The organism is Arthrobacter sp. AG258, assembly GCF_004364695.1.
Classification (GTDB): Bacteria; Actinomycetota; Actinomycetes; order Actinomycetales; family Micrococcaceae; genus Arthrobacter.
The window spans coordinates 64,714-89,513 of sequence record NZ_SOBI01000006.1 but is presented as its reverse complement, the minus strand read 5'-3'; the positions used below and the strand labels follow the sequence as shown (position 1 = coordinate 89,513).

Genomic DNA, 24,800 nt, shown 5'->3' with positions numbered 1-24,800 from the left:
TCCAGCTTCTCACAACGAGGTGACCCGCATGAGTACAACCCTCGCGCCGTCGACACTGCGCAAACTGAACTTGAAGATCATCCCCCTGGTGATCATCTGCTATTTCATCGCCAACCTGGACAAGACGAACATCTCCATCGCGGCGCTCGACATGAACGCCGATCTGGGCATGACGGCCACCATGTTTGGCGTCGGCGTCTCCGTCTTCTACATCACATACCTGATTTTCGAGGTGCCCTCCAACCTGCTGATGACGAAGGTAGGACCCCGCATCTGGATCGCCCGCATCATGATCTCCTGGGGGCTGGTCAGTTCGCTGATGTGCCTGGTCCAGGCGCCATGGCAGCTCTATACTTTGCGGCTGCTTCTCGGTGCGGCCGAGGCCGGCTTCGCCCCGGGCATCATCTACTACCTCTCGCAGTGGTTCCCGCAAGCCAACCGTGCCCGTGCCATGTCCTTCTTCTACATGGGTTCGGTGGGCGCCTCCGTGGTGGGCCTGCCCCTGGGCGGCGCGATCCTCAACCTCCAAGGTTTCCTGGGGGTGAGCGGCTGGCGCTGGCTGTTCCTGATCGAAGGCATCCCTGCCGTGGCGCTGGGCATCATCGTCCTCTTTGTCATGCGTGACACCCCGCACAAGGCGCCTTGGCTTTCCCGGAGTGAGGCAGACGATCTGGTGGCAGTCCTCGACGCTGAACGCGGCACCGCCACCATCGGGGCCCACGTGCCGTGGTACAAAGCCATCGCCAACCGGACGGTTCTCGGGCTTTCCCTGGTGTGGCTGTTCCAGGCGTTCTGCACCATCGGCGTCACCTTGTTCATGCCGCTGATCCTCAAGGGCCTGGTCCCGGACTCCGGCAGCGTCCTTGTCGGAGTGCTGTCCGCGGTACCGTTCCTGGCCGCCATCTTCTTCATGCACTTCAACGGCCGCAGCTCCGACCGGACCGGCGAGCGTTCCAAGCACCTCGCGCTGCCGCTCATCGCGGCCGGCGTCTGCATGGCCTTGGCTCCCTACAGCCCGGCTGCGGTTGCTTACGTCCTGCTGATTCTTGCCGTCGGGCTGACCTTCGCCCTGACCCCGGTGTTCTGGGCCGTAACCACCGAGAAGATCGTAGGTGTCGCAGCCGCAGCGTCCATTGCCGTGATCAACACCGTGGCCCAGTTCGCCGGACTTGGCCTGCCACCCGTCCTCGGCGCCATCAAAGACAGCACCGGCAACTACAACGGCGGCCTGCTCCTCATCGCTGCGGCGTTGATTTTGGGCGGAGTGCTGGGACTCCTGATCACCCGCAACCACCGGTCGCACAACCAGCCAACGGTCCTGGTAGGCCCGGACGGGACGGAACTACTGGGCGAACCCGCCACGGACGAAGCCTCCAAGCCATGACTACACATTCCGGCGCCAGACCGGACACGACAGTGCGCAGGACTCCCCTCCTACAACACGCACCACTCCCGGACATGCTGCTCGAGGCGCTCAGCCAGGACCACGAGATCGTGGACTTCAATACCCTTACCGCCGCAGCCTTCAGGGAACGGGCGCCGGAATTCGAGATCCTGCTGACCAACGGTGAAGACACCGTGGCACGTGAGCGGATGCAGTCACTGCCCGCCCTTGGGCTGATCGCCAACTTCGGCGTGGGCTATGACGGGATTGATATGCAGGCAGCAGCGGACCACGGCGTCCGGGTCAGCAACACTCCCGATGTACTGACGGATGACGTTGCCGACCTTGCCATGGGCCTGCTGCTCGCGGCGTCACGCCAATTCCCGGCGGCCCAGCGCTTCCTGGAGTCCGGGGGGTGGGCGGCCGGCGGCTTCACCTGGACGCGCAGGGTGTCCGGGTCCCGGCTGGGCATCGTCGGAATGGGCAGGATCGGTGAGGCAGTTGCACGGCGGGCGTGGGCCTTTGACATGCCGGTCCGCTACTTCTCCCGCCGACAAAAACCGGGCATGGGCTACGAGTGTGAACCATTGTTGATGGGTCTGGCCACGTGGGCGGACGCCTTGGTCGTTTGCCTTCCCGGGGGCAAAGAAACCAAGGGCCTCATCGACGCCAAGATACTGCAAGCACTCGGCCCGCAGGGCATTCTGGTCAATGTCGGACGCGGCTCGGTCGTCGAGGAGGACGCGCTGATTCGCACGCTGCACGCGGGTGAACTCGGCGGGGCCGGATTGGACGTTTTCGCGACCGAGCCGCGTGTGCCAAACGAGTTGCAAGGACTGCCCAACGTCGTGCTTACTCCGCACATCGGCAGCGCAACGTGGCAGACGCGGCAGGCCATGTCCGCGCTTGTCGTGGAGAACATCAGGGCCTATCAGCAGGGCCTGCCGCTGGTGACACCAGTCGGCTAAGTCCGTCCCTTGATTGAGGATGGGCCCGAGACCCGGTGGAGCGTTCGCTCCGGGCTGGCGACGACAGCCGTTTGCCAACCCGGCATCGACAACTACGCTCACCCTTGAAAGGGAAAACGCGGTTTACTGCAGAGCAGGGCGCTTCCGGCAATGCCGGGAGCGCCCTGCTCATTTTGTACGCACCTACTCGGCGATGTCCTCGGCCCACAGCTCCGGCTTGTCGGACTGGAACGAGCGCATCATGTCCACGCAGCGCTGATCGTCCAGGACCACCACCTCAACCCCACGTGCGCGCAGGAGGTCCAGTTCGCCGTCGAACGTGCGCGCCTCCCCCACCACCACGCGGGGGATCTTGAACTGGATGATGGTCCCGGCGCACATGGCACAAGGGGCCAGCGTGGTGTAGAGCGTGGTGTCCCGGTAGCTCTTCTGCCGGCCGGCGGCGCGGAGAGCTGACATCTCGCCGTGCGCGATCGGATCGGCGTTCTGGACCCGTTCGTTGTGCCCGCTGGCGAACACCACGCCGTCTCGGGCGATCGCAGCCCCGATGGGGATGCCGCCCTCGGCCAGGCTCTTCCGGGCGGCCTGGTAGGCGGCCTCGAATGCCGAAAGATCGTTGCTGTCCAGTGCCGCCGCGGCGGTTTCGTGCTGTTCGTGGGTCATCGCGGGGACCTTACGTCGTCGTGTGCGGCGATGGACTCGGCGATCCGTTTGATTGCCTCGAGTGTTTTCGGGATTCCGTCCAGCGCTTGCTGGGTGCGCTCGGCGATCTGCGCGTCGGCGTCGGCGCCGTACTTTTCTCCGAACATGGCGATCCCTTCGGGCAGGAATTCCCAGGACTCGGTCAGGACGGTTCCGGCGCCTGCCGGGGTGAGGGTGAAGCCCCAGCGGACGTATTTGCCGCCCACCACCCAGGCGAACTCGCGCCCCCGGTCGGCTGCCACCACCTGCGAGCGGGTCTCCCAGGTCCGGTGCGGGAGCTCGTTCCGCCCGGTGAACCAGGCGCCAACGTGGCCGGCGCTGGTCTCGTCGTCCCACCAGCACGCTTTGCAGACCGGGCTCCACTCACCGGTGCGGGTGACGTCGGAGACCAGGCTGTAGAGCGTCTCGGCTGATGCGTTGACCGTGACGGAATCCTGGTGTTGGCGGGGGCTGCTCTGGTTCATGGCTCCATCCTTGCAGACGGGCACTTCTCGCGACGGCTTCACACCGGCAACTGCTCCCGGGAAGGAAGAGAGCCCGGCGCGGAAGCTCGGCAAAAACTGAGCCAACCCTGAGGCATCGGAGTGCACCCGGCTTATACGCTTTCCTGGACACCCGGGACCATGGGACCCGGGCGACCACACTTGGGGGAATTTATGCCGGAATTGGGCCGGATTTATTGGACGCGGCAGGGGCTTCGCCTGGGGTACACGGCGGTACTGCTGTGGCTCGCCTTCTCCGTGCTGACGGGCTTGATGGCAAAGGCAGCGCCAGTTGGCGGGGTGGGAGTGGCCGTCGCCGCTGACGTGTTTCAGGGCATTCTCGGCCGTGTTGGCTCCGCAGCAGTGCTTCCGGGCGCAGCCGCAGCGGTCCTGGCTATCGTTGCGGCCGTCACGACGAGCCAAGATGTCCGACGCCGGGATCCGGTACGCCGTTTCACCCGCCAGCAGCGCCGCGAAGGGATGGCCCGGGCCGGTAGCCTGTGCGAGCTGGAAGCAGGCTTCGGGCGCCGCTGTGGCCGCCCCGCCGAGCATGGCGACCACTTTTACCCCTGGTCCAAGGGCGGCTCCACGAGTCTCCAGAACTTTGTTGCCGCGTGCGCCAGGTGCAACCGCGCCAAGCGGGCGAGGATCCCTTCTCCGGGCCAGCAGCGCCGGATGGAACGACGACGGCGTGACTACCTTCCGGCGTCGGCCTCAGTCAGCGTGGGCGAGCGTCAGCCGCTGCCCTGAACCCAGGGCCGGAGCGGGCGCTTCCGGTCAGTCAGCTTCGGCTGAGGTGTTTGGCCCGGTTTCCGGCCCCCTCTCCCCAGCCTTGGTGAGCGTGAAGATCCCGTAGCGCATGGCACCGGTGCGGTAGGCCAGGATCAGGCGCGGGATGCTGAGGACGAAGACGCGGTTGCGGGCGCGAAGGGCCATCCGGCGCATCTCGGGATCCACGAGCAGGGCCTTCACCAGCCGGCGAGCGCAGATCGGCCAGGTGCGGGCGACGCGGCGGCTGACATCCTCATAGCCGGTGACCTCAAAGCCGGCCGCCATAGCCATCGCCTCATACTCTTCGCGCGTGCCCATCGAGGGCAGGCGACCCTCGCGGCAGATCGGCTCCAGCAGGTGGCGGATTTTCCAACGGCCCGCATCGGTCTCGGCGAGCCACGCGCAGATGACGAACTGTCCGCCTGGTACCAGCACGCGGTGCGCCTCGGCGAAAAACCGGGACTTGCCCACCATGTGCTCGCTCGATTCGATGGCCCACGCGGCGTCGGCCGAGGAGTTGGCCAGCCCGTTGGCGAGCCAGTCGCGGACCTGGATGTCCACACCGGCCACGGGATGCGCGGCGGCATACTGGGCCTGCTCAGCGGACAGGGTGAAGCCGGTGACGCTAACCCCGCGCGTCACAGCGAGCCGCCGTGCCGTGGAGCCGTAGCCACAGCCGATGTCAACGCATTCTTGGCCCGGCATGAGGCCCAGCCGGTCGCCAACAGTGTCCACCAGCGCCTCGACGGCCTCGGCGGGTGACTCGCGGCCCGTCGTCCACAGCCCGTGGTGGACATGCTCGCCCCACACCCGGCGGTAGACGGGATCAAGCTCGTCGTAGTGATCCGCCACGGCCACGGCGTCCTGGGAGATATCGGGGACGATCACGCCCCGACCCTACAACGGCGCTCCGCAGCGAAGGAAGGGGAAGGACGACGGCGGCACTTGCGTCCCGCCGTCGTCCGTCCTCCCATGCCAAGTGGCTGCCTACCAGAACCTACGGATGCACCAGCACCTTCACCGCCGTGTCCTTGTGGTTGATCAGGGTATCGAAGCCCTGCTCCACCAGGTCCTCCAGCGCGATCCGGCCGGTGATGAACGGCTTGAGGTCCACCTTGCCCTCCTGCACCATCTTGATCACCGCGGGGTGGTCGCGGACGTAGGCGATGGTGCCGCGCAGGTCGATCTCCTTGAGCACAATCTTCTGCATGTCCACGGTAGCGGGCGCGCCCCAGATGGACACGTTGACCACCACGGCGCCGGGCCGGACGGCGTCGAGCATGGTGTCCAGCACCGCGTTCACGCCGGCGCATTCGAAGGCGACGTCGGCCCCGGTGCCGCCGGTGAGTTCCCGCACCCGCTCCGGCACGTCCTCCTTGCTCGGGTCCAGGACGTGGTCCGCCGCACCGCTTGAGGTGGCCTTCTCCTTCCGCGCCTGGGTGAGCTCGCTGATGATCGTGGTCACGCCCATGCCCTTCAGGACCGCGGCGGTGAGCAGCCCGATGGGCCCGGAGCCGCCCACCAGCGCCGTGTCGCCGGCCTTCACGCCGCTGCGCGCCACCGCGTGGTGCGCCACGGACAGCGGCTCGATCAGCGCCGCCTCATCGAGCGGGATGTCCCCGATGGGGTGCACCCACTGCTGGTCCACCACGATCTTCTCGCTCAGCCCTCCCCCGCCGCCGGACAGCCCGATGAAGCCCATCTGCCGGCACAGGTGGTAGCTGCCCGCCTGGCACATGTCGCAGGTTCCGTCCACAAAATAGGGTTCGACGACGACGTTGTCCCCCTTCGCCAGGCCCGTCACCCCTTCGCCCACCTCGGAGACAGTCCCGGAGAATTCGTGCCCCAGCGTCACCGGGGATTCCTCGTGCGAGAGCGGGTGCGGGTGGCCCGGCGCCGGGCAGAAGATGGGCCCTTCCAGGTACTCGTGCAGGTCAGTGCCGCAGATGCCGCACCACGCGACGTCGATCTTCACCGCCCCGGCGCGGAGTTCGGGTTCCGGGATGTCCTCGATGCGGATGTCCTTGCGGGCGTGGAATCGTGCTGCCTTCATGGTGGGCTGTTCCTTTCAGCGGGTGTGGTGGCTGGGCTGCAGTTCGTACACCGGCGTCTCCAGCCGTTCCATCCGGGCCTTGAGCTGCAGGGCCAGGTAGGAGGAGTAGTGCCGGCTCTGGTGCAGGTTGCCGCCGTGGATCCAGAGGTTGGGGACGTTGGTTGGTTTCCACATATTGCGCAGCTCTCCCTCCCACGGGCCAGGGTCTTTCGGCGTGTCCGAGCCGTAGCCCCAGCATTTGCCCACTTTGTCGGCGATCTGGGGCGAGACCAGGTCCGCCAGCCAGCCGTTCATGGAGCCGTAGCCGGTGGCGTAGACGATGAGGTCGGCCTCCAGCTCGGTGCCGTCGTCCATCACCACGGCGTTGCCGGTGATCTTAGCAACCTGGCCTGACTTCAGCTTCACCCTGCCGTCGATGATCAGCTGGGAGGCGCCGACGTCGATGTAGTAGCCGGAGCCGCGCCGCAGGTACTTCAGGAACAGGCCGGACCCGTCCACGCCGAAGTCCAGGTCGAACCCGGCGGCCTCCAGCTGGGAGTAGAACTCCGCGTCCCGCTTGGCCATCTCCTGGTACACGGGCACCTGTGCCTCGGGCAGGATCCGGTACGGCAGGGACGCGAACAGCAGGTCGGCCTTCTCGGTGGTGACGCCGTTGGCCAGCGCCTTTTCCGAGTACAGGTCCCCCAGCGCCAGGTCCATCAGCGATTCGCTGCGGGCGATGTGGGTGGAGGAACGCTGCACCATGGTGACGTCGGCGCCGTGCTCCCAGAGGTCGGCGCAGATATCGTGCGCTGAGTTGTTGGAGCCGATCACCACGGCCTTCTTCCCCGTCCAGTCCCCGCCGCCGGGGTGCTGGGAGGAGTGCCGCTGCTCCCCAAGGAAGGACTGCGCGCCGTCGAACGCGGGGATGTTCGGGTAGCCGGAGACGCCAAGGGCGAAGACCAGCTGCTTGGGCCGCAACGTCACAGGCGACCCGTTGCGGAGGACGCTGACCGCCCATTCCTGCGTGCCGTCGTCGTACTCCGCGCCCACGCACTCGGTGCCGGACCAGTAGTTCAGCTCCATGATGCGGGTGTAGTGCTCCAGCCAGTCGCCGATCTTGTCCTTGGCGGCGAAGACCGGCCAGTCGTCCGGGAACTTCAGGTACGGCAGGTGGTCGTACCAGACGGGGTCGTGCAGGTGCAGGGACTTGTAGCGGTTGCGCCAGGAGTCGCCCGGGTTCTCGTTCTTCTCGATCACGATGGTGGGCACTCCCAGCCGCCGCAGCCGCGCCGCGAGGCCGATGCCGCCCTGCCCGCCGCCGATGATCACGCAGTAGGGCTGCTCCTCGTAGCCCAGCCGCGCCTCCTGCTCCTCCTTGAGCTCCTTCCAGGAGCGGCGGCCGCGGATGATCTCGTGCGCCACGCCCTGCTCGCGGCGCGGGCCCTTCTTCTCCTCGAAGCCCTTCAGCTCCTGCATGGTGGTGAGCAGCGTCCAGCATTTGCCGTTGCGCAGCCGGAGGTGGCCGTAGCCGCGGGCGGCACCGGTCTCGAACGTCATCCAGGCTTCAACGGTTCCGTCAGGGTCGGCGCTGCCGGTGGCGTCCTCCGCGAGCGCCCAGTTGGCGGGCTGCACGTGGTCCAGCGTGGCTTGGAGCATCCGGCGGATGTCCGCCTTGCCTTCGAGGGTCTTCAGGTTCCAGGTGAATGCCACGAAGTCGCGCCAATAGCTTTCCTCCTCGAAGAGGTCCAGCGCGGCGTCCACGTCGCGGCGCTGGAGCGCGCCGTCCAGGCTGCTCAGCCAGGCCTGCGCGGCGGCGGTGGGTGTTTCAGTCATCTCCACTCCTTTGTGTGCGGTCCCTCCGGTGGTCCGGGCGGCTCCCGCCGGGGTCCCTGCGGTATGCTGGGGCGGGCGTGAGCTGCATCACTATTGGAACGCGGCGGGGGTAACAAGCGCGTTACACGGGCACTGCCGGCAAGGACGCCGGCGGTGAGGAGGAGACGGTGGACTACGGCCTGAGGTTTTCGGACCCGGCAAAGTACGCGCGTGCCCTGTGCCGCGCCCATGAACTGGTGATCTCCGGTGTCCCGCGCCCGGAGATCCCCGTGCCGCTGGCGGAGTCGTGGCGGCGGTCCATGGCGCTGGGCATCAGCCCGGACCAGCACAGCCCCCGGCACCTGCACGATCCGTCCGAGGTGCTGCAGCTGCGGCGCGAGCACCGGCTGCAGCGGGTGATGCCGGCGCTGCAGGACCTGCTGGCCGACGATTCCAGTTCCGGCCGGCACCTGCTGGTACTCACCGACGCGACCGGCGAGATCCTGTGGAGGGTGGGCAGCCGGGAGGCGCTGCGGCGGGCGGACCGGCTGGAGTTCTCCGAGGGGGCAGACTGGTCCGAGGCGGGGATAGGCACCAACGCCATCAGCGAGGCGTTGGTCACCGGCGGGCCGGTGCAGCTGTTCTCCGCCGAACACCTGGTCCGAACCCACCACGACTGGGCCTGCACCGCGGCGCCCATCACTGACCCTTTGACTGGCGCATTGCTGGGCGTGCTGGACGTCTCCGGTCCGCTGGACACCATCAGCGCGGATACCCTGCGGATGGTGCGGTGCGCGGTCCGGGTGGCGGAAACGATGTTGGTAACGTCCGACGGCGGCGCCTCCTTGGGTGCGTCGTCTTCCGCGCGTGCCTCCCGGCAGGGTGTGCGGCCGGCTGGTGCTGCTGTTTCGTCGCTGGAACTGCTCGGCGACCGGCCCGCGGCGGTGTTTACCGACGGGAGAAGGGTGCCTCTGACGCTACGCCGGGCGGAGATCCTGGCGCTGCTGGACTCGCGGTCGCAAGGGTGGAGCGCCGAGGAACTGGCCTATGAACTGCATGGCGATGCAGGGACGCCGCAGGCAATCCGGACCGAAATGTTCCGGGTCCGCTCGCTGCTGGGCGATGCTGTGGCGTCAAACCCGTACCGGCTTGCTGCCGGCGTGGCCGGGTGTTCTGACTCGGGCCGGGTGCTGGGGCTGCTCCGCGAGGGACGGGTGGCGGAGGCGCTGGATGCGTACACCGCTCCCCTGCTCAGCCGGTCGGGAGTACTTGCCGTTCAGCTGTTGCGGGACCAGCTGGACTTGGCCGTTGGCGCGGCGGTGAGGGCCAGCAGAGATGCAGGGCTGCTGGTCCGGTGGCTGTCCACGGATATGGGGGCCGGGGATCCGCGCGCAGTGGAAGCCTTCAGCCAGGTTGTCGGACGCGCCGATGCCCGGTACCTCGCGTTTCGCGCATCCTTCGGTAGTTGAACTGACGGCCCCTGGGGTCAGTAGAAGACTGTTGATGGAAGGAGCCGGTGGCGGCCCAGCCCGGCTCACCGCTGCGGTTGATGTTCTACTCGCGGATTGCGTTGGCACAACTGGGCCACTACGTGAAGCGCACTGCAGCTGAGTACCTCCACTGGGACAGTGGAGATTACATATTTGGCATGTCCGGATTCACCAAGAGACCACACCTGATATATCCCGCCGATAGCTAGCGAGCATGCCTGGTCCGTATGATGAGCGGACGGTTGAACATTTCCGGGCTTCCTCGTAGGCGTATCGCCGCTTGAGTCTATTTGCTTGCCGGTTCGCCGGGCTCGAACTCCGCCCCGTCATGGCCCTGCGATGCCGACCTAGCCGGCCGAGCCTTCGCTCTTGCCTGCTTTTCCTTCTTCGGAGTCTTTACGAAGTTCAAGGACATACCCATCCTCTTCGCTGCGCGGTCGAGTTGAGACTTGAGGCCGCCCTTGTGGTCAATGTTGTCGCACAGCTTCATAGAAATAATGAGCATCGAGACGGCAGTGCCGAGCCATGCTTCATGATTTTCGAGCCTGGCATCCGGTATTCGCTCCAACCCTGGGTCTTCTTCGATTTCCCCGAGATAGAAATCTCCTAATGCCATCCCCGCATGGGAATAGGAGCTCATCACGCGGTAGGCAACGTATATGGCCTTTCCGCCTTCTATGTCTGCACACCTCTGCTCGAAGGGCGGGAGCGTTGTGCTGTCCAGGGACTCCAGTATTTGATCGATCTCATCGAGATCGGAGTTATCGAACCCTTCGCCCTCGATCTCAATCACACCCTTGATTGCAGCTCTTCTCTTCTGGAAACCTTCGGTGAGGATGGCCCAAGTATTGCTGGGCTCCAAGTAGAGCCACATGCCGGTCATAGTGTTCTCGACCATGAGCCGGATGAGCGGGACGGCGATGATGCCGCGGTCTTTTTCGGATAAATCCAAGACCGTGCGCATCAGGTTTACGACGTGATTAGTGAAGCTCCAAAGGATCGGGCCGCCTACCTCGTACTCACCCTTCATGTGGAAGGGTTTCATCTGCCATCTGTCCCAATGCTCGATGAGCTTACGGGCGAAAGCCCGCAGATCTGCAAGGTCATGAAAGCCTTGATGAACCGCTGCCCCGTTGTACAACTCCTCAGCCATCTGGTCCTCTCTTTACGCGGATCGGTTAGATCAATATTGAGCGCTATGGGCTTCGCGGGATGCGTCGCGGGTTGGAGCGCGTTCGAGGGCAGTCCCTTTCTTCGTCTCCTAGGATGCAGTTAGTGCCACGATTATTGGGAAAGCCCTGATGACAGCGGACATTACGTCGTAGCTATTCTTTGCCCACAAGTTCCAGTCAGGGTGCGGAACTCTAAGCAGGTTTCAAGCACATCACGGATCTGTCTGGTTGACGTATGGAGCGGTGTCGAGGATGACCTGAGCCACCTGGTTCGCGCCCCCGATGGGGTTGCCTGGACTCGCAGTTATCGGGAGATCCACGCGGAATTTCACAGAACTGACATCCACGTGATGGCGAACCGCGACGTCGCCCCTGCGCAACACCTCGACAGCGCTGTCAGACATGTCATACGCACGAAAGAAGTTCGTGAGGAAGGGTGCTGTGTAAGAGGGGTCGGGCACCTGGTTGCCGTGCTGGTATCCGCCGCCCACGCTCGCGCCATATTCCGCGACGTGAGCGAGGAACATGTCAACCACTGCCTGACTAGCCCCTGCTCCCTCGATCCGCGCAATGATCCGATCCACCAGCCGCGGAATTGTGAAGGCGTTGCCCCCCGGCTCCGCAGACCGCAGACCGATGCTCACCAAGAACAGCCGGTCCTCCCGCGCGCCTCCATCGAAGCCGTCCCTCCGCTCGACTTGATGGATCCCCTCAACGAGATGCGAGGAATGGCTCCGGGTTGTAGTCTTCACCTCCACGCCGGTGGAGCACCAGGAGAAGTCCCTCGACGACCTCTTCCAACCGTCCCACGATCCGATGATCGGGGCTATTTGCTGATCATCGGCCTGGTGACACAGGGCGTCAAGCAAGAGAAGTTCGCCAGCTAGACCGAGGATGGCCTCGTTGGATAGGCGGAGTCTCTCAATAGCCAGCTCGATGATCGGCTCGGTCTGAGCGAACGCCTGCCTCAGGGATACATCAGCACCGCCCCGCAGCAACTCGGTGCAGATGAACGCGGCCACCTGATCGAAGTACCCGAGCGAAGGGAGCAGAAGTCGGTTCGCTTCGAACGGCGGGGCCTGATCGCGGTGCCAGGCGCGGAACTCGATCGCGTCGCCGACCACCTTCGACAAAGGTTTCAGTTCGGCGCCACTGAGAAACACCTCGACATGGCCCAGGTGGTCTCTCGATACACCGACCACATGAGCCCCGGTCACCCACTTGATATCGCGGACACCGACTGATAACGCGCTCGGTACGCGTGTGATGAGATCGAGAACTGTCTCGTAAGTTGTCATCTTGGCTCCTCGTCAGGCTACGCTCAGCGTCCCCGTGCGTGTCGCAGCGAACTGCTCGGGGCCGCCCGATGGAATGCAGATACCGACCGCCACGGCAGGATGTGCCTGGCCCGGCAGTTGGTTCACGTAGAAGAGAATCTGACCGTGTGACCCCGGGGGCCGCCACGGAGCACCATTGGTCACCACCGGGATTTGCTCGCCGCGGTGATAGTAGTCAAAGAACTCGTCGCCGCGGTATTCACGCGGGCCTGCACTCGGGTCGTTCGCGCCCCACGTCGTCTCGAGTTCTCCGTTGGCTCCGACGCGCTTTGTCGTCGCAGGAATTTGGAAACCCAGGTCTGCGAGACGGCCGCTACTGATTGGCGCGCCAGCGCCGAAACGGATACCCACCGAGAATCTCGGCTGCTGCAGGCGCTTTTCGTGTAGGTTCGCCATCGACCAAAGGTCGGCCGGTGAGCCCGTCACAAAAAGACCACGGACGGGCCGAGTTAAGCATGCCTCCCACAAACGCAGGTAAGCCGGGATCGTATAGGGGCAGTCTTGCCGCCCCTGCGATGGCGCGCCAGAAGTCGGTGCGGGTGGTTTGTATAACTGCGCGCCACTTGGTAGTGGGTGGATCGCCGAAACGCGGGCCTGCAACTGCGACCAGAGGTACCCCAACTGGTTATCAGCACCGGGGTGGTAGAAGTCGTACGTGAGGTCATCCAGGAGGTTCGCGGCCTCCGCTAGTGACAGAGTCTCGCGGAGCGCGCGCCCTCTCGTTCTCTGTCCCACAGTCAGTTCGGTAGAGTCGCGGGTTGAAAAGAGGTCAGCGATGAGTTGCGCATTCGGGTCGGGCGTGCAGCCGTCGTTGATCAGCGTTACGAAGGGCTTAGAACTCGGACACAGCGGCTTCCGACCGAGGTTCGCGATCTTCCCTGTAGCTAGAAACTGCAAGCCGTGCAGTACGACCGGGTCGGGGGCGTCGCCCTCCATCGCTTCACATATGGCAACGCGGACCGATTCATCGATGTCGTGATAGGCCCTGAACAGATCAATCTGAGAGCGCGTCGCGAACAGGCGGCACAACTCAATGTGTGGCCCTCGGTACCCGAACCAGCGCTGCATCTGCATCTGAGTATCCGCAAGTGGATTCGCAGATCCTCGCTGGAACAGCGCCGTTGTCATCCCCTCCAGGGTCAGCCCACGAGCCATCACATTGCCGGAAACGAAGATGGTGGACAGGTCGCGCGCCGCGCGCCACCTCCCGGTGGTCTCGTCCAAGGACGGCGTGTATTCGGGGCGGTCGTCGGCAGTCGGGTCACTATTGACCACTGAGACTCGCGTGCCCGGAATTATCTCGGTTACCAATAAGTCCCTGACCGTGGGCCAGTCCGGCACCTCGCGCGCGTTCAGGACATTGAACTCGGTGGTGATCTGGCTCAGAGAGCGGCTGTATCTGTCCACCCACACAGACCACAGAGCCTGCTCGTTAAGCATCTTCTTGACGAGGCTGGCCGGGAGGCGCGCGTCTCCCGATTCCAGGAGTTCTCGGGCGGCTGTGCGGTCGCTGATGCCTGCCCATAGCAGCACGTCCTCGGCGCCTCTGAAATGCCCGTCAATGTCAGCAGACGGATGAAAGAGCATGGAGTGGGGCGCCGATGAGGCGGTCAGCGCATCCTCGCGGCAGTCGAAGTCGACCCGTGCCGCGGAGTGCGGTCCCAGCTTCCCGGAGGCTGCCCGGTTGAGCCTGATGGCGCCTGCTACTAGGTAAGCGCGCAACGACTCTCCTAGGTCATCATCAGGCTGACCGATGAGTTCCACGCACAGTTCCGCCGATGCGCCCCGCCGGTAGTACACCTCGCCGCCCGTATAGAAGCTGTCGAGCCCAGCCGGTTCGGGGTAGGTCGACGACCTTGGCGCTCGGTCATTGCTGAGGTCGACAGGGTACCCGCTGTCGAGCGGCGTCCGCAGAGAGATAACGAAGTCACGCGGTGCTAAGGGGTTGTGGTCTTCCTGCAACAAGTTCGCCTGCGGCGTCGCGGTGTAGCCGACATAGGTAGCGAACAGGTTGGATGGTGGGCTCATCGCGCGGGGATCCCAGAGATCGGCAATGGCGCGAGGGATCTGCTTGAGATTCCCAGAGATTGGGTCCTGGCCCGCCTCCACAACGGCGTCCAGGACCGAGCCGTCGTCCGCCTCGTCATCGAGCACGAGCATGTGTACCGGGCGCGGGAGCCCCCTCACCGCACTGAAGACGCTGGTGCGGAGGGAACTGCCGAGCGCGTAGAGGTGGTTGGTCTGTTTCATTGCGACAACGATCAGCGGCTGCTTAGCGTTAAGGTTCCGCCGAATCTGCGCGGACGTGATCCGGTACGTTTCCGTCAGTGATGCTGCGGCCCCGGACAGCACGATTCCGGGGCGGGGGCACAGAATACGCCGTGCAGCTCGCTCGGCATCGTCCGCTCCTGCATCGAGTTGCGCGGTCAGACGCTCATATGTCTGGCGCCAGAGTGATAGGCGTGTGCCCGCGAGGATAACAACAATGTCGATGCCGTGGTCGAGAGCGAGTGCTGTCACACCCAACATCGACGCGGTCTTGCCCGATTGGACTGAGCCCATGACCAAGCCGGTCCGAACTCTATCCGCAGGCCATGTGGCAAAATTGGGTTCACCAACGCCGAAGATGCCGCGATTCAAGATGTACTTGCAGTCGGCTTCTAGCGCTTCGCCGGACGTCACCGTGAGCCCGTTCAGTTCCGCAGCGTACCGTTGCCACCACGAACGGCTTGTGTCTGCGGGCGAAGGCGGTGGATTGAGGTAAACCCGCTCTGTTACGTCTTCTGTCATGCCGCCACTACTGCGCTTTTGACGGGAGGATCGAATTGAGGAGCGACTCGACACCGGATGAGCCGAACCGTGCCCTGATCGCCTCCGACGCCATGGAGATATCGACGCCTAGCTCTTCAACGACGCCCTGAGCGATCCTCGCGATGTAGTCCCACTGGGTACGCGTCTGAGTTTTTTCAATCCGTTGCCACGCCTTTGTGGTTGTCGCTTCGCGGATCTTATTCGCGGAGGCCGTGATACGGTCCTCGATGTCGTCCGGTGCGCCGGCTGCGGCGATCGCGACGCCGACCAATGAGCCGACGAGTTGCAACTCCTGCCACTTATTTCCTTTGCCGCCATCCTTGAACTTGTCCGACCAGAGTTCGTCGTGCGCCGCGTGGAGCTCTGCCGCTCGGGCTATCCAGCCGAACAGGTCGGCGAGCTTTGCCTCGTTGCGCAGTATATGCGAATTGCTGTCCTGGACACGGGCGAGGAGGAGGTCGATGTGCCGTGCTGTTGACGGCAGGTCTTTCTTTTTGGTGTCGTTCAGGAGCACGGACACCACCCAGCCAAGAACCTTGGTCCGGCGATAGCGCGAGTCTCCGAAGCCGTATTCCTTAAGAGTCGTTCTCAGTTCCTGGATGCCTGCGACGTTTACCAGAGAGGGGGCGACATCTGCGGTGTTGCTCCGCGAACTGGCATCTCCTGCGGCGACGAGGATTGCGCGTGTGAGTTCGATATCGTGGTAGATCGCGTTGCGGATTTCCTCGGCATTCAGGTGCATGCCCTGTTTGTTATAGAGCTTGAACACCTCGTGGATTTGGCGTTGGCTCGCCTTGGTGTACTCGATGACCGGTACCTTGTACCGGGGAACCGCTCCAAAGAGGTTCTTGACCGTCACTTCCTGATCTGCGACGTTGACGATGTTGTTCTTGATCTGTGTGAAGTACTTTCCGCGTAGGGGTTGCAGGGTGGGGCCCACCAGTCCGCCCCGTCCATCAGCCCGAAGCTTAAAGGGAAAATAATACTCATCCTCGAGTTTCCCCGTCAGCGGCTCTCCCACGACCTGCTTCCAAGCCCTGCGGAATTTGGGGTAATCAGAGTCGAAAAGCGTACTCAACCCAGCCGTCGGGTACTTCTTGTCCGCCTCGGCGATCTTCTCGAGGGCGACGGGGTGTTTTCCGATGAATCGCAGTATCGCCGTCAGACGCTGCTTTCCGTCGACGACTTCATGCGGTGTAGCCGCCCCCGTGTTGAGCAAGATGATCGAGGGCAATGGTATACCTCGCAGGACGGACTCGATCAGGGCCTGACGGTCGCCCGTGCGCCACACATCGCCTCGTTGGTAGGAAGGAGCCAGGTTCAAGTCCGTGCCACTCAGCACGGAGATAGCCCAGACATCGGCGCTAGCAGTCACGGGCTCCGGAGCTACCGCTTCGGCACTATCCTCCTCGGTCGACCAGGCCTGTGCCCATGCCGTAGTTGCAGACGCTCGGTTGGCGCCTTCAACGTCCAGTTCGGCGAGGAACGCTTGCTGCTGCCGGGCGGCCAGTTCAGCGCGTTCACTCAGCCGTTCCAACGCGACGTCCGTCAGCCAAGGCGCGATCCCCGTGGTGTCGATGCCTTCCGACTCCTCCTCGAAGCCCAAAGCAGCGGCAAGGCTTGCGACGAATGCCTCACCGTCGGACGTTGGCAGGTCATCGCTGAAGTGAAGCCAGCCCTGGACGTCGGCAAGCCTGGACATCCATGCGTCCGATTGGAAGTCGACGTCGCTCGCGGTGAACTGGGGGCAGAGCTGGAGGCCGGATGGCGCATCCGTCGCCTCTGAAAGTTCTGCCAGCGACTCCGCTATCTTGCCCTGGAGCTGCGTGCGCCAATCTTCGTCAGGAAGATCGTCTTCGGTCTCTTCGGTGCTGTAAGGCTCCATCAGGAACTCCCTAATCTCCGTGTTGCAGCGGGTTACGCTGCTTGCGGGCGCTTCGCAATCTGTGTGGACATTTCAAGATCTATGAGCAAAGGTTCGGCAATGGCTTTGACTACGCTTGCATTCACGGCGTTGCCGAGAGCTTTATACGCGTGGATGTCGCTCTCCGGCAGGTCAATACCGCCCAGACTCTGCAACTCAGCGCACTCGCCCGGCGTCATATATCGACGGTTACCCGTCGGAGAGATTCTTGCCCCGAGGATCGGCACCTGCGTGTTCGTCATCGCGATCAAACTGGGTGCCGTAGTCGGCCGCTTCGCCCGAATTCCGGAGGCCCGCACTTGCAAGACATACTCGTCGATGTCGCGCACTCCGCCCTGAGCGTTCCACTCGAACTTCTGGAAGCTGGACGGGAATTCCCACGGCTGCCATTCGTACAGCCATGGCTCGATCCACTTCCGGTTGGTGAGAAAGAATTCGCGATTCTGACGGATAAATGACTGCTTCCATGCCGGAAATTCCATATCGCCATCACGGCGTGAGTGACTCGGGATAAGTTCGCGCTGCCCTTCGCTGCTGAGCCGCTCGAGCGGAAAACCGAAAGAACCAGTGAAGCCGTCAAGTTCACGTGGACGACTCCTAGCCCACGAGTTCGGTGGGGTCGTGGTCTCGTACGGATACGTGGCCCTAAACTCCATTGACCAGATCGGGAACCACGGCAGCTTGACATCAGCGGGTGAGCGGCGCAGGAAGTCGCCCCACATGTCGATTGCCCGCAAAGTCTGCTTATGAATGTCGCGGGAGGGCGCGGCATCGGAGTGTAGAACCGAAGCAATGCTGGTCGTACCTTCGAACTCGGTGGGCCACGTGAAAGTGTCGAGGCCGTCTAGAGATCCGACAAAGTAGGCCCGCTCCCGAACCTGCGGGATCCCGAACTGGTGCGGAGAGAGGCGGTGGACCTGAACCTCATAACCGAGTTCTTCGAGCTTGGCCACAATAGTTGCGGCAGTCCTTCCGCCATCGTGCCGGAGTATATTCGGGACATTCTCCAGGATGAGGCGCCGGGGACGCTTCACGCTGAGAACGTCGAACACCTTGAAGAACAGCCGGCCCTGCAACGTGTGCTCGAAACCAAGTTGTACCCCTGCCTTTGAAAACGGCTGACAGGGGAACCCTGCCGTGAGGACATCGTGGTCCGGCACCTTTTGAGAGATTATTTCGTCGGAGCCCAGTTCATTCACATCAGACCACGGCGTGATGCCGAAGTTGTGGTCGTAGAGCTTATTCAGGGTGGGTTCCCATTCGGCCGCGAATACGCCTTTGCCGCCGAGGTCGCTGAGTGCGACGTGGAACCCACCGAGCCCCGCAAAAAGGTCGACAAAACGGAATCTGGCGTGGGGCTGGTCCACCGATCCCCCTTTCAAATTTGAAGTTCCAAGGCGTGAGTCTGCACAACGCATGTCCCGCTCCCCTCCGGGACTCCGTTGAGTTCCTGCAAATCTCCGAAATTTAGCCGGTCTCGTCCCGATACAGCCAGCGTGGGGCCACGCGAAGTGACCAGGCGCTTGCATTCTCCCGTTGTACTCTAGCGGGGGCCCACGACATCGAAGGAATGCCGCGCCGAACACGGTTAGCCCCGGATGCCCGGCCTCTTCCTGCTTCTACCCTTCCGCGTGGTCCAGTCGCTTCAACGTGCCTGTGATGAGTGGAACTCGGCCCAGGGCTAAGTGTCGGCAAAGGAAGTAGAATTTATGTCGGCCCCGATGCGAAGCAGATTCAAAGTCCCACTGGCCCACACGTTTCAGACTATGCAACACCCAAATGTTGCTTTGGCGCAGCTTCAAAAGAAACGGCGTCCAGGTTACACGATTTCGCCAGGTCTCCTGCGAGCCGATACAGGCCCGGTCCTTTGGGCGAACCGAATTGGTAAAGCCGGTAAAGGTGGTAGAACTCTGGAGCGGCACCAGAGACCCGAACTTCCCCTCGCGTTACGAAGAACGGCACGTCAATAGCGTACTTGGTGGTTTTGACTTCGATCCACTTTTCGCGGCCTGCTGGGTCAAAAGAAAGTACGTCATAGCCAAGGCCATCGCCCCTTGTTTGGGCAACGTGCTCAACGCGATCTGCAAGCTTCGTTCGTCCGATGCTGTGAAGAAAGGACTGCTCCCTCCTTGCTACGGCCAACTCGCCCGCCAAGCCGAGCGCTCGGTTAGCAGCTTCCAATTGGAGATAGTCGCGCCTATACGGCCGCGCCATTCCCCGCCCATGCAAGATATCCGTGATCACCTCGAGCGGCGCATCAGCTTCCCGCGTAATGTCAGTGGGCCCTAACGGCGAATCATCCATGAGCCTAGATTCCAATATCACATCAAGTGATTTTCTATGTCCTAGTTCGCTAAGGACGGCCTCTACTAGACTGCCCTGATAATTAGCCAACGGCGACAGGCCAGGCAGGTGTGGGTAGCCGAGACCAACGAGAACGGCGCTGATGTTGCTCATTTTGAATGATATCGATTTCAAGCTTCGCGAACGGAATTGTTCCGACAGTTCGCGATAGACATTGGCCTTGACGAATTTCTGCCCGCGTAAGTCCATCAAAAGCAGGTCAAAGTACTTTGTCACAGTGGCCCTAACTTCATAGTCGGTCCACGGTTTTCCAGTCTCCCCCATAATCATGCTGCCAGGCTATAGCACTACGCGACATTGCGCGCAGCGCAATCCGCCGACCAGTTCCACACGCAGTTCTCTTCCTGATGGTTACGGCAGCCCTTTATCTTTCCGAGGACCGCCTCGGGCACGAGAGAACCGCGACCTATAACAAGCTCAAAGCTCTCCCTTATGATCCTCCCCGGAAGGCTTGTTTTGATTTGCCTGACTTGATCGGTGTGGCGGAACCCATTTTCCCGCTGCTGTCTGTCCATAGTGGAAAGATTGCTGTTATCGCCGCCGCCGGAGGCGCACCAGTTACATCGAGGAGAGATTTTGGCGGATGAAGTTGGGGGGCACTTCACCCTGCTCGAAGTTGGTTCCCGAAGGGGAAACTTTGGGGTAGTTCGCAAGGGGATTGATCGACGCGACGGATCATTCGTGGCTGTTAAGTTTGTAAACAGCCAGTCCGATGATCTGAGTCTTAAGGTTTTTCGACGTGAAACGAGGACACTCGGAGAGCTCACTCACCCCAACATCGTCCGCTACCGCGGTTCCGGAATTGACGAGACAGGCACCTACTACATCGTTTTGGACTGGGTCGAACGCAACCTCGACGACGTTCTCAAGGAGACGGGCCCTTGGACCTCATGGGACCGCCTTTACACGGAGTTCGCCCTGCCCCTCGTGGAGGCTCTGGCCTATACGCACCTTAAGCAGGTCGAGCATCGGGACATCAAGCCGAAGAACGTGCTTATGTCCTCCAGTGGTGTACCCATGTTGGCCGATTTCGGCATCGCCAAAATCCGTGGCGACGAGGAGGAAACCACCAATACCGTGGCGGACTGGCACTCCCGTCCCTACGCCCCGCCGGAGCTGAACGCCGACGCTCGGTATGTCCGCGACGTCTACTCTATTGGTGTTTTGTTACTTCAGTGCTTGAGCAAGAACCAGCTAACCTCCTTGGCGGACGTTGAGCATGCAGTGCAGGGCGTTGATGTACCACCTGCGATTCGTAAAATCCTAGACGCTTGTATCGCCACTGATCCGAGCGAGCGTCCAAAGAATGCCAGTGATTTATTGGGCCTTCTCGCAACTGCGCAGAAGCGCCGCGTCACCACAGCGGCTTCCAGCAAGGCCATCTGGTTAAGGATGCAAGGCAGCGCCGCCGCTGCACTCGCCGGGGATAGGGACAACCGACAGGAGGCGCAAGCGATCGCTCAGGCTGACCTAGCCGGGGAGGTCTATTCGGCTTTCTTCTTCGACCGAGACACAGGTGAACCACAGCGTGACTCCCTCTTTATTGTGGGGGAGACCTGGCGCTTCCATATCAAGCCAGATGGCGAAGGCGCGGTGCTCGTCTCCGCGAAAAAGCTTGAGTTCGATGAGCTGGAGCGTTTTCGACGCCGAGCACTCCTGCTCTCTCGCCGGTATCAATGGGCTTTCTACCGGCCCACTAACCTCACTGCTGCAAGGGAGGCCGTAGGGGAGCTGATCGACGCACTTGATGATTTTTACAATGAGCAAGCCGAGAGCATCGCTGCCGGAGCAGTGGACCGTGAGGGCGATGACCTGTTCGATACCTGGCTTCGGGTACTCACTGCCCGCGAAGAGCTTGCCCGGGGCGAAAAAAAGCCGATTGCTTACACCAAGTGCACAACTAAGGGCCGCGAGGCGACTTTCACTCTCGTTGATCCTGTGGAACAAGATCTCGTCAACACGGAATGGCGAGTCAAGGACCAGTACAGCGAACGACGCTTCGGCTGGGGTGAGGTCGTTGACCATGACGGGGACAAAGTCGTCATCCTAGGCAACCGTTGGGGCAGCTTGCCCGATCGCGGGCATCTCATCCCGCATATCGGCCCGGACGAGATTGCTATCGGAAGGCAACGCGAGGCAGTTATTGCAGTCAAGAACGGCGCAGCTGCTCGTCCAGAGTTGCGAGAACTGTTGCTGCGCCCAGAGGGCGCCAAGGAGCCTTGCCCGGCAGCCATCACCAACTGGAGCCGCAACCTTGATAGCAGCAAGAAGGAAGCTGTCAGTAAGGCGATTGGAGCCTCGGACCTATTCTTAGTCCAAGGTCCCCCAGGCACTGGCAAGACAAGTTTTATTGCCGAACTTGTTGAGCAAACGCTTCTTGCCAAACCGGATGCCCGGATATTGATAGCGTCACAAACTAATGTCGCGGTGGACAACGCTTTGGAGAAGCTTGATGCAGGCGGCTTCTCCAATCTTGTCCGACTCACTAGTGCAGACGTAACTCGCGTCAGCAATTCCGTACGCCACCTATTACTAGAAGCCCAGATGAAGCGCTGGGCGCAGCTGGTTCGCAAGCGGGCTGAAGCGCAACTGGGGGCTCGCGCGGAAGCTGCTGGCATTCCTAGCGCCCACCTTCGTGCCGCACTCGCCCTGCAGCAGTTTGTAGGGACCGTTAACGAGATCACCATGCTGCAGTCGCGGGCACTGATTGAAGACCAGAAGGAGACCGAGGAGACGGAGCTTACCACCGCCCTGGGACCAAGTGAGTCGACGTCGTCCGTCCAAGAGCGGGTCGATGCGCTCATCGACTTGCGGGATGAGCTAGTCGAGGAGGCTCAGTCTCTGCTAGCGAGCGACCTCACTCTTTCCCGCAACATGACAAGTCAGGACGCGCTCAACGCCGTCGAGTTGCTTGTCGGTGACGGCGACGCCGAGCGCGCGCTACTGGCCCGCCTACGGCTTCAAGGCCAGTGGCTGCAGCGCATCGCTTCTGACGAACGCCTAGCCACGACCTTTCTTGACCAGACCAGCGTTATTGCGGGTACTTGCACAGGTTTTCTGCGTCATCCTGCCGTTCGCCATCTCGATATTGACCTATGCATTGTCGACGAAGCCTCGCGCGCAACCTTGACCGAGGCCCTGGTGCCTGTGTCTCGCGCCAACCGTTGGGTCTTCGTTGGAGATACGAAACAGTTGCCTCCTACAGATGAAGAATTGCTCCGAAGCCGCGAGCTCCTGACTGAGCAACAACTCTCGGAGGAGGACATCAAGGAGACACTCTTTCAGCGCCTGGCCGACAAGCTGCCTCCTCATTCCCAGATGATGCTTAGTCAGCAGTACCGCATGATTCGCCCCATTGGAGACCTCATCTCATCCTGCTTCTACGATGAAAAACTCAGCTCAAACCGTGAGAATGGGTTGGATGGTTACGAAGTCGGCTATGGCAAGCCGGTGATGTGGGTAGACACCTCTGCCCTCGGCGATATCCGAAGGGAGTCCGCACCCCAGGGTCAGGCGACCAGCTATGCCAACCGCGCGGAGGTCCGAGTACTGATGGATCGCTTGAGAATTCTCAACAATGCCATCGACCATAAGGTCATCAAGCTTCCTAAGGAAAGCAAAGCCTTGGAGGTGCTCGTTATTGCGCCTTACGTAAGCCAGGTCACCGAATTAAAGGTGCAAGTCGCTCCCTTATTGAGCCGCCTCCCTCACTTGAACGTCACCATCATGTCCGTCGATGCCGTGCAAGGACGGGAATCGGATGTTGCCTTGCTTTCAGTCACCCGCAGTAATGCGGGCGGACACCTGGGTTTCCTGGGTCCCGAGTATTGGCGACGTATCAATGTAGCCTTGTCACGCGCAAAATTCGGCTTGACGATTGTCGGCGACGCTGGATTCATCAAGGGAACGACGGGGGCACTGCGCCAAGTCCTCACATATATAGAAATGCACCACGAGGATTGCGAAATCAGAATGGCTGAACGATGACCGTCACTGCTTCTGAACAGATCCGGCGTCGCTTTGGTAATCAGCGTCCTGGTCTTGAGCTACTTGGACTCGTCGAGGCTGCCCTGCCAATAACGGTACTTCGGCTCGATGTGCTCGCCCAGGAGCGCAAGCAACTTCCATTGTTAGACGAATTCATCATTCGCTTCATCCATGAAGGCGTCGAGCATATCGACGAGTTGACGGAACTGCTCGGACTTGAACGGGAACAGGTGCTCAATGCCACCGCTGAGCAGGTTAGCGAAGGCAACGTTAGGCGCTTGGGTGGCGGACTGGCGCTGACTGCCCAAGGTTTGGAAACTGCACGAAGCTTAGCTGCCATTCAGCCGGTGCTTAGGCAGTTGCCGGTCCCATTTGATCGCTTGACTTGGAGCATCGAGAACTATCCGCAGATCACCTTGGTGCGTAAGAAAGAAGCCGAGGACCTCGGTTACCTCCTGCTGCCGGCCAAGAAACACTCTCGAGTGACCTTGGAGGATCTGACGGTCGAACGTTTCAACCAGATCTTTCGTAGTCGCGATGACCGAAATCGGCTCATTGAGATCATCAGAATCCGAAAAATTGCCTCCCAAAACCAGTTTCTCTACCTTCCAGCGAAACTGCTCATCTACGGCAACCCTGACTCAGGGGAAGTAGAACTCGCCCTTTGTATCGATGGCGAGCTTCAGACAACGCATGGGCTGGAGTTGGCAGCAATGGATGCGGTGTCTAAGCTCGGTATCCAAGTCGGCCAGCCCGAGCCGCGCCCCAGACTTGAACCAGCGTTGGAAAAGCTGCGTGTGTCAGCCGAACAGGTCGAAGTCTTGGCCCAAGGGATTAAGACCTCGCTCCCTGATGTCGAGAGCGTCGAACCGTCTAGCACCGAAGCGCCTCCGAAAGTGTCCGAAATGCCTGTCCGCAGTGTCAGCGTTTTCGAGCACCCGGATCATTTGACCGCGGCCCTAGAGTCAGCCAAAAAACGGCTTCTGATCATCTCGCCGTGGGTAAAAGGTGGCGTTGTAAACACTGACTTTGCCGCCAAACTTGAGCGGCGCCTTCGAGCCGACGTTGAAGTCTACATCGGTCATGGAATCGGTCCGGACGATCGTGATTCAGACGATTGGGCACTGAGGAAACTGCACAATCTGTCGAAACGCTACCCAAGCAAGTTCCATTTCATACGGCTAAAGAACACGCATGCCAAAATCCTTATCTACGACGGCATATGGATCAATACCAGCTTCAACTGGCTGTCCTTCAAGGGCGATCCGGACAGAACCTTTCGAATGGAAGAAGGCACACTGGTTCAAATTCCTAGTGAGGTCGAGAAGGCATACAAACAATACGTGACGATCCTTCAGCAAGACGCCAAGTAATCGAACTCTTCCGTGCGACGCCCCCGAAGGTCTGTTTTCGTAACCGGTGTGCGTCAAGCCGATTGGGCTACTACCGGCCAGGTCAGCGGCCTCCCAAGGAGAGTGACATCAACAGGGATTCCGATGTCAGTAGAAGGACTTGTGCGGCGACATAGTCAGCTGCTATAGAATGTTTGGCTTTTTGTGCT

The 24,800-nt window shown here is 61.7% G+C and carries 17 protein-coding genes; 6 read left to right on the top strand and 11 right to left on the bottom strand.

Annotation, left to right across the window (positions count from 1 at the left end; translation table 11 throughout):
• The first annotated feature begins 28 nt into the window (after positions 1-28).
• Both DFO47_RS13955 and DFO47_RS13950 read left to right on the top strand, forming a co-directional pair.
• Entirely contained in the window at positions 29-1,384 is a 1,356-nt protein-coding gene (locus DFO47_RS13955; protein ID WP_133832043.1) for an MFS transporter, read from the top strand.
• Positions 1,381-2,352, top strand: a complete 972-nt coding sequence (locus DFO47_RS13950) for a 2-hydroxyacid dehydrogenase (protein WP_133832042.1) — start codon at positions 1,381-1,383, stop codon at positions 2,350-2,352. The genes DFO47_RS13955 and DFO47_RS13950 overlap by 4 nt, the downstream gene beginning before the upstream one ends.
• 183 nt (positions 2,353-2,535) lie before the next feature.
• Here DFO47_RS13950 and DFO47_RS13945 read toward each other — a convergent pair whose 3' ends face one another.
• Positions 2,536-3,015, bottom strand: a complete 480-nt coding sequence (locus DFO47_RS13945; RefSeq protein WP_133832041.1) for a nucleoside deaminase — start codon at positions 3,013-3,015, stop codon at positions 2,536-2,538.
• The gene (locus DFO47_RS13940; protein ID WP_133832040.1) at positions 3,012-3,518 is read right to left on the bottom strand and encodes an SRPBCC family protein; all 507 of its coding nucleotides are present in this window, start codon (positions 3,516-3,518) and stop codon (positions 3,012-3,014) included. The genes DFO47_RS13945 and DFO47_RS13940 overlap by 4 nt, the downstream gene beginning before the upstream one ends.
• 192 nt (positions 3,519-3,710) lie before the next feature.
• Between DFO47_RS13940 and DFO47_RS13935 the strand changes: the two genes are divergently transcribed.
• Positions 3,711-4,286, top strand: coding sequence for an HNH endonuclease signature motif containing protein (locus DFO47_RS13935; RefSeq protein WP_133832039.1), 576 nt, complete (start codon positions 3,711-3,713; stop codon positions 4,284-4,286).
• Between the two features lie 27 nt (positions 4,287-4,313).
• On the opposite strand, the gene DFO47_RS13930 is transcribed toward DFO47_RS13935, so the two are convergent.
• From DFO47_RS13930 to DFO47_RS13920, 3 genes are all read right to left on the bottom strand, one after another.
• Positions 4,314-5,195, bottom strand: coding sequence for a class I SAM-dependent methyltransferase (locus DFO47_RS13930; RefSeq protein ID WP_133832038.1), 882 nt, complete (start codon positions 5,193-5,195; stop codon positions 4,314-4,316).
• A 109-nt stretch (positions 5,196-5,304) separates the two neighbouring features.
• The gene (locus tag DFO47_RS13925; RefSeq protein ID WP_133832037.1) at positions 5,305-6,360 is read right to left on the bottom strand and encodes a 2,3-butanediol dehydrogenase; all 1,056 of its coding nucleotides are present in this window, start codon (positions 6,358-6,360) and stop codon (positions 5,305-5,307) included.
• 15 nt (positions 6,361-6,375) lie between these two features.
• Positions 6,376-8,175: an NAD(P)/FAD-dependent oxidoreductase gene (locus DFO47_RS13920; RefSeq protein ID WP_133832036.1), complete on the bottom strand. Its 1,800-nt coding sequence runs from the start codon at positions 8,173-8,175 to the stop codon at positions 6,376-6,378.
• Positions 8,176-8,342: 167 nt separating this feature from the next.
• On the opposite strand from DFO47_RS13920, the gene DFO47_RS13915 reads away from it, so the two are divergent.
• A complete protein-coding gene (locus DFO47_RS13915; protein ID WP_133832035.1) occupies positions 8,343-9,623 on the top strand; it encodes a GAF domain-containing protein in 1,281 nt (426 codons plus the stop codon).
• 307 nt (positions 9,624-9,930) lie between these two features.
• Here the strand turns inward: DFO47_RS13915 and DFO47_RS13910 are convergent, their stop codons facing one another.
• From DFO47_RS13910 to DFO47_RS13885, 6 genes are all read right to left on the bottom strand, one after another.
• Positions 9,931-10,797, bottom strand: coding sequence for a DUF5677 domain-containing protein (locus DFO47_RS13910; protein WP_133832034.1), 867 nt, complete (start codon positions 10,795-10,797; stop codon positions 9,931-9,933).
• A 231-nt stretch (positions 10,798-11,028) separates the two neighbouring features.
• On the bottom strand, positions 11,029-12,114 hold the full coding sequence (locus tag DFO47_RS13905) for a PD-(D/E)XK motif protein (protein ID WP_133832033.1): 1,086 nt from the start codon (positions 12,112-12,114) through the stop codon (positions 11,029-11,031).
• A gap of 12 nt (positions 12,115-12,126) precedes the next feature.
• Positions 12,127-14,943 carry a Z1 domain-containing protein gene (locus DFO47_RS13900; protein WP_133832032.1) on the bottom strand — a complete coding sequence of 939 codons (2,817 nt, stop codon included), beginning with the start codon at positions 14,941-14,943 and terminating at the stop codon, positions 12,127-12,129.
• 7 nt (positions 14,944-14,950) lie between these two features.
• Complete coding sequence (locus DFO47_RS13895) at positions 14,951-16,849, bottom strand: DUF262 domain-containing protein (RefSeq protein WP_133832031.1); 1,899 nt, start codon at positions 16,847-16,849, stop codon at positions 14,951-14,953.
• A gap of 32 nt (positions 16,850-16,881) precedes the next feature.
• Positions 16,882-18,255, bottom strand: a complete 1,374-nt coding sequence (dcm, locus tag DFO47_RS13890; protein WP_208294407.1) for a DNA (cytosine-5-)-methyltransferase — start codon at positions 18,253-18,255, stop codon at positions 16,882-16,884.
• A gap of 397 nt (positions 18,256-18,652) precedes the next feature.
• The gene (locus tag DFO47_RS13885; RefSeq protein ID WP_133832029.1) at positions 18,653-19,522 is read right to left on the bottom strand and encodes a DUF3883 domain-containing protein; all 870 of its coding nucleotides are present in this window, start codon (positions 19,520-19,522) and stop codon (positions 18,653-18,655) included.
• 306 nt (positions 19,523-19,828) lie between these two features.
• Here DFO47_RS13885 and DFO47_RS13880 point away from each other — a divergent pair, with 306 nt between their 5' ends.
• Positions 19,829-23,239, top strand: coding sequence for a serine/threonine-protein kinase (locus tag DFO47_RS13880; RefSeq protein WP_166651726.1), 3,411 nt, complete (start codon positions 19,829-19,831; stop codon positions 23,237-23,239).
• Complete coding sequence (locus tag DFO47_RS13875; RefSeq protein WP_133832027.1) at positions 23,236-24,612, top strand: hypothetical protein; 1,377 nt, start codon at positions 23,236-23,238, stop codon at positions 24,610-24,612. Before DFO47_RS13880 ends, DFO47_RS13875 begins: the two co-directional genes overlap by 4 nt.
• Positions 24,613-24,800 lie beyond the last annotated feature (188 nt).

Excerpts from the sequence above, each read along its gene's own strand:
- DFO47_RS13935 (WP_133832039.1), top strand. The coding sequence starts at position 3,711 with ATGCCGGAATTGGGCCGGATTTATTGGACGCGGCAGGGGCTTCGCCTG.
- DFO47_RS13945 (WP_133832041.1), bottom strand. The coding sequence starts at position 3,015 with ATGACCCACGAACAGCACGAAACCGCCGCGGCGGCACTGGACAGCAAC.
- DFO47_RS13925 (WP_133832037.1), bottom strand. The coding sequence starts at position 6,360 with ATGAAGGCAGCACGATTCCACGCCCGCAAGGACATCCGCATCGAGGAC.
- DFO47_RS13950 (WP_133832042.1), top strand. The coding sequence starts at position 1,381 with ATGACTACACATTCCGGCGCCAGACCGGACACGACAGTGCGCAGGACT.
- DFO47_RS13920 (WP_133832036.1), bottom strand. The coding sequence starts at position 8,175 with ATGACTGAAACACCCACCGCCGCCGCGCAGGCCTGGCTGAGCAGCCTG.
- DFO47_RS13905 (WP_133832033.1), bottom strand. The coding sequence starts at position 12,114 with ATGACAACTTACGAGACAGTTCTCGATCTCATCACACGCGTACCGAGC.
- DFO47_RS13875 (WP_133832027.1), top strand. The coding sequence starts at position 23,236 with ATGACCGTCACTGCTTCTGAACAGATCCGGCGTCGCTTTGGTAATCAG.
- DFO47_RS13955 (WP_133832043.1), top strand. The coding sequence starts at position 29 with ATGAGTACAACCCTCGCGCCGTCGACACTGCGCAAACTGAACTTGAAG.
- DFO47_RS13895 (WP_133832031.1), bottom strand. The coding sequence starts at position 16,849 with ATGGAGCCTTACAGCACCGAAGAGACCGAAGACGATCTTCCTGACGAA.
- DFO47_RS13900 (WP_133832032.1), bottom strand. The coding sequence starts at position 14,943 with ATGACAGAAGACGTAACAGAGCGGGTTTACCTCAATCCACCGCCTTCG.
- DFO47_RS13885 (WP_133832029.1), bottom strand. The coding sequence starts at position 19,522 with ATGATTATGGGGGAGACTGGAAAACCGTGGACCGACTATGAAGTTAGG.
- DFO47_RS13910 (WP_133832034.1), bottom strand. The coding sequence starts at position 10,797 with ATGGCTGAGGAGTTGTACAACGGGGCAGCGGTTCATCAAGGCTTTCAT.
- DFO47_RS13940 (WP_133832040.1), bottom strand. The coding sequence starts at position 3,518 with ATGAACCAGAGCAGCCCCCGCCAACACCAGGATTCCGTCACGGTCAAC.